This is a genomic window from Candidatus Methanodesulfokora washburnensis, assembly GCF_003947435.1.
GTDB lineage: Archaea > Korarchaeota > Korarchaeia > Korarchaeales > Korarchaeaceae > Methanodesulfokora > Methanodesulfokora washburnensis.
The window spans coordinates 1-5004 of record NZ_RCOS01000131.1 but is presented as its reverse complement, the minus strand read 5'-3'; the positions used below and the strand labels follow the sequence as shown (position 1 = coordinate 5004).

Sequence of the window (5004 nt, the reverse complement as noted above, 5' to 3'; positions counted from 1 at the left end):
GAGAAAATGGAAAAAGCCAATAAGACAGCAATATATTATGCTAGATACTATGAGATGAAAAAAGAGAGACAGAATCCACTTTTTCAGGAAGATGAAGAAGGTAATTCTCTGAAATATGTCCCTGTGCCTGTACCCACAAAGTGGGTTACAGGTAGCGGTTCAAAGGTGATAGCGCTTTTCCACAAGGGAGGAAAAAACATAGTATGCCCGCATTTCTGGGAGCTAAAAGCATGGATAGGCTGCCCCTTTGAGTGCAGCTACTGTTATTTACAGGGAACTTTTCGAGGAGCCGAGAGGAAGAAACCCAAAATGAAGAAAGAGGATGATATAAAGAGATACATGGAAGAGTTCCTTTCATGGGCTGATGATGCAGGCCTGATAACATTGCTAAATAGCGGGGAGTTGGCTGATTCTCTCGCTATTCCAAATTTTGTGAGAAAGTTGATAGAAATAGCAACACCCCTCCTGAGGAACCATCCCGACCACATGATACTCCTCCTATCAAAAGGAGGAGAGAACCATGTTAAAGTGCTGGAGGATGTGCCAGAGGATCTTAGAAAAAGGTTCATAGCGAGCTTCTCAATAAACCCTCAGGTTATAGTTGATAAGTATGAGAGAGGAACTGCCTCAACTGAAAGCAGGATTAAGGCGGCTGAAATTGCAGGATATATGGGGTTTCGAGTGAGGATAAGAATCGATCCAATAGTACCGGTAGCTGCAGGAGGAGAGAGCTGGATCTTTCACTATGAAATGCTAATAGAAGAGCTCCTTAATAAGGTTAAGCCGGAGATAATAACGCTTGGTAGCCTAAGAGCATTAAAGAAGACAATACACTATGCCTCGGATAAAAGCTGGCTTGAATATACTAGTGAGGAGTCTCCTTGGGGAAAGCGTGTGAAGAACAGACAGAAAATATACAAGCTCATTATAGAACTTTTGAGGGATAAGGGTTTCAATGGAAAGGTGGGGTTGTGCAAGGAAACCCCTGGTGTATGGGAATACCTGAAACGTGAGGGGCTGATGGAGGATCCAGGAGAGCCTGGAGTCTAGGAGAACGTAATGTGTAATTGCAAGCTTTCTAACCCTACATAAAACTCGTTAGGGAAGACTTTATCCCAAGTGCCTCTCCTATAGCTTGATCTACCATATCTTTTTTGTCGATGGCTTTTACAAATTTTCTAATTAGCTTAACTGTTTCTACGTATGGAGAGCCTCGAGAAGTCTTTCTGATAACATAAAGTAGATAATAGTGTATATCTTCTCGCATGAGATTTATGTCAACCTTTTCTACGATGGGTTTCTGTTTTAGTTCTTTTAGCTGTTTCTCATAAAGATTTACTACATTACTTTCTATTTCTCCAGTTGGGAAGTTTCTCCAATCTTTGGTTCCAAAGAATTTGTCAAGTTTTTCTGCAAGACCTCCTCTTTTTCTGCTATCTTTGATCCGGCCAATGCCTTTAGCTATTAGCCTTGCCTGAAGTAATATGATAAAATCTCCCACAATTCCTTCCCTTTCCAGATCAATTAGCTTCTTTATAGTATCCAGATGGATCTCACAGGAGTTAGGGTCTACAAAAGCTAGATAATGTGCTCCCTTATATCTTTCCTTCATCTCTCTCAGCCCATTGATAACTTTATCAACCGTTTTGTTGGCATCCCCTTCTATCAATCTAATACAATCTTTCGGAATAAATCTAGTAGTCCTCTCGTATAAATACTTGTAGGGTATATCTCTATGCTTTTTGTCACTATTTGCATCAAATAACTTACTAGGACGGTTATAACCTATTGCAAAGATTCTATCAAATGGATATTTTGCACAGAACCATGCGATTAGGGTGGATCTTGGGATGGGAAAGTTGCTATCCTTGTACTTATTAAGACCTGTCCCTGCAAACAAATCCACAAAAGCCATACTAGGATAATAATTCGCTATTATTGGTGTATAGATATCTCTTGTATATAGCTTAAGAAAAAGAAGCTTTAGAACAGTCCAGCGATGACCTAATAAGCACCCTCTACCACCTGTTTTCTCCAAAACCTTTTCTCCAATATCTCTCAGCTCCTTAAGTTCTTTGTATAATTTATCATAGGCATCCTCTGAGTTTGTCATGGAACCACCATCTCTATCGCAAAATTTTACTCTGTGGGTATAAAAACCTCTCGACATAATGTACAATTATCATAAAGCTAAATACCTTTTAAGCCTTAGGACAACTTTCTAGTTACAACCAAGTAAAAAATAAGAGTTCCTAGGAGACTGAGAACTTGATAAATTGGCCTCTATGTTCGGAGTAAAGGAAAAAGAGATTAGTGAAAAGGCTAGGCTTGTGGCAGAGAAGATTTCTGAAAAGCTTAAAATCGAAAAAAGTTCTGAGAAATGGAAATTCTTTGTCGAGGATGCTATGAAGACAGCAAAGCATGCACGGAACTACTTTACACATGACCTAAGCTCTATACCTACGAGGCCAGCTGATGTTCTCAACCTTCTTTCCGGGGCTGTTACCCTCTCAGTGAGCTTCTAGACTACAGAACTACTTTAGGGCATATCCGGGAAAATAGGATAAATTTTGCCACATCGCTACCAATTACTGAGTTCAGATGCCAATTATCAGCATCCCGATCAAAGAGACAATTAACTAGATTTCACCCAGCCTTTTTCCTCCTGAATAAATGGAGCTTTCCTCTAATATAAGGATAGAGCTTGTAGTAGAAGAGACATATGAGGGCAAATATTGTCAATGTTACAGCAAGGACATAAGGGAATCCTAGCTTGGGCTCGAGATATTCCATTGCCTGGAATGCACCGAACACGCCGAACAAAATTGTCAGCAGAACCTGCTTTCTGGATAGATCCTCCTGGCGGACTGCTAATTCAACCTGTTCTTTCAGGGTTTCCTCCTCATAGAGAGTCCTAAACATATCATTCAGCTCCTCCAACAGAGATTTAAGCACATTAACTTTATCTGAAAGTCCTAATCTCTCCTTTCCGTGCTCCATGATACTTCTATTTGGATCTACTATAAAAAGTGAGACATTGTTGTACTCCTCCAGCCCTTCCATCAGGCCCTCCCTTATCTCTGCTATCTCGCTGGGTTTTACAGTTTCCCCTCTCCTCCTCTTCCTGACCTCTCTAAACTTATTCCGGTAGACGGAGGTATACACATCTAGGATCATGTCCGACAGCAACAAGAATTCCATTGGCTGCATAAGATCGAGCTCTCCTGATCGGTATACAAGCTCCTTATCCTTTACAAATTTCAGCCTTTCATCTAGCGTGGCGGATCCCAAGAAGAGAGATGTAATACCACCAGTTACAAATGTAGCGTAATGTACATCACGGGAGAGGTTTTCTCCCAGATCCTTCCTAGCAGCGTCCTCACGGTAATATCTCCAATCTATATGGGCTCCAGAAATTCCAGCTATCTCCCTTAAATGGTTCTCAACAGCATCCTCAGCAGTTGCACATTTATCACTGCATCTGTGCTTCCTGATGCATAGAACTATTTTAACTGGAGTAGATAGTGTCCTAAGCTTTTCCTCAATTTTATTATCAGTGATATCACCCTTTTCCAGCGCATCAAAAGCAGCATCATAGCTTCCATACTCGCCTTTAAATAGGACAGCGGCACGCAGAGTCTTAATAATTTCCTGCTCAATGAATTCATACAGTGTTCCCTCTTTTATATCTCCGGATGGATCCTTAATCGTGCATTCTGCATCATCTAACTTTTGCTCTATCTCTATCAAGTCGTCTGTTGAGAAACTCCCATTCAGGTGGATCCATGCTGTTAAAACACCGATCCCAGCACTGTGCAGGAGAAGATACAGCTCGCACTTCAGCTCATTGAGACGGAGCCCCGGATCCTTGATGCTTATGTTCAGGTCGGTCAATTTAAGCCTCATATACCGGTCTAATTCCAAGTATTCAGGGTCACATGCTCTACTATCCGTCGAAAATATCACCCTAAACATCGCATGTGCCCTATAAATCTCCTCTCTGAGCTTCTCATTCTTCATCAATTCCTTTATGTCAATCTTCTCCGCATTGATCCCCAGCTCTTTCGCCTTGCGGCGGACAAATTGTGGTGTAGGCCAAGCCCTCTTAGGGGGGATCCAGACCCCCTCAACCATTTTATACCTTTCAGAAAACCGTTTTAACAATTCTTTCAGATCTCCCGCTTCAACAGGAGCCCCTAAGTCAAAAGGAATGATATAAACAAGATCCAGATCCTCAAACTTTACTTCTTCGCTTTCAGCTCCCGTATTCGTGTCCATAATTTTACTTAAGTTAATGAGAACAATATAAATGTTTTGAAAAATGATTTAACATTTTGCCCCCAAATTCCGAGTCTCTTCTTTTATGAAGTCCTTTGTTGCTTCTTATTTGTCGAGAAACTTCCCTAAACACATCCTGCCAGCCCATATAATAACCCTGAAGACTGAGAACTTAAGAGAAAAGGAGAAATGAGGAACCGAGAAAGCAAAAAATTTATAAATTAGTACTAAGAAAGAGAGCTTATGGGCATCAGGAATTTATTGGACTTCCTCAACAATACAGACCCAGGAGAATTGGATGAAAGCCTGAATGAACTAGGAGAAAAATCAGGAGAGATTTTTAGGAATAAGGGGGCTGATATAGAAAAAACTATTGTTGAAAGAACCAAAAATATGAAAAGCGAGGAGTTTGTCTGGTTCTGCTTTCTGCGGGGAAACTTCCTCAGGGGAAGGGATGTTGTCTCCAACAAAGCGTTTAAGCAGTTTATAGAGCACTGTGAAAAGGAGGGCCATCATAACTACTACTTTGATGGATTTCCCGGCGGAAACCTTCTGCCAATGTTTAAGCCAAGGTTTAGAGAGGCAGCGGGAATAGAGAGGGTACTGCAGCAGCTGCGGGATAAGTATGGATCGGGGCGTGAATTCGTGATAAGGGAGATAGAGAGGCCGGCAAACAGCATCCAAGTGGATAGAAAAAATGAGCTGTCCCTCGAGCTAAAAGCAAGA

Annotated in this window: 5 protein-coding genes; 3 read left to right on the top strand and 2 right to left on the bottom strand. The window is 41.3% G+C overall.

The window, feature by feature from the left end; translation table 11 throughout:
* The coding region (locus tag D6D85_RS16430; RefSeq protein ID WP_161969842.1) for a spore photoproduct lyase family protein at window positions 1–1050 on the top strand (1050 nt) is incomplete at its 5' end.
* 34 nt (window positions 1051–1084) lie between these two features.
* On the opposite strand, the gene tcmP is transcribed toward D6D85_RS16430, so the two are convergent.
* Window positions 1085–2170 carry a three-Cys-motif partner protein TcmP gene (tcmP, locus tag D6D85_RS11330; RefSeq protein ID WP_125672148.1) on the bottom strand — a complete coding sequence of 362 codons (1086 nt, stop codon included), beginning with the start codon at window positions 2168–2170 and terminating at the stop codon, window positions 1085–1087.
* A 115-nt stretch (window positions 2171–2285) separates the two neighbouring features.
* Here tcmP and D6D85_RS11325 point away from each other — a divergent pair, with 115 nt between their 5' ends.
* Window positions 2286–2525, top strand: a complete 240-nt coding sequence (locus D6D85_RS11325; protein ID WP_125672147.1) for a hypothetical protein — start codon at window positions 2286–2288, stop codon at window positions 2523–2525.
* A gap of 121 nt (window positions 2526–2646) precedes the next feature.
* Here D6D85_RS11325 and D6D85_RS11320 read toward each other — a convergent pair whose 3' ends face one another.
* Complete coding sequence (locus tag D6D85_RS11320; protein WP_125672146.1) at window positions 2647–4278, bottom strand: hypothetical protein; 1632 nt, start codon at window positions 4276–4278, stop codon at window positions 2647–2649.
* 243 nt (window positions 4279–4521) lie between these two features.
* Here D6D85_RS11320 and D6D85_RS11315 point away from each other — a divergent pair.
* A partial coding sequence (locus D6D85_RS11315; protein WP_133308319.1) for a hypothetical protein occupies window positions 4522–5004 on the top strand: 483 nt, incomplete at its 3' end.

Excerpts from the sequence above, each read along its gene's own strand:
- tcmP (WP_125672148.1), bottom strand. The coding sequence starts at position 2,170 with ATGTCGAGAGGTTTTTATACCCACAGAGTAAAATTTTGCGATAGAGAT.
- D6D85_RS11325 (WP_125672147.1), top strand. The coding sequence starts at position 2,286 with ATGTTCGGAGTAAAGGAAAAAGAGATTAGTGAAAAGGCTAGGCTTGTG.
- D6D85_RS11320 (WP_125672146.1), bottom strand. The coding sequence starts at position 4,278 with ATGGACACGAATACGGGAGCTGAAAGCGAAGAAGTAAAGTTTGAGGAT.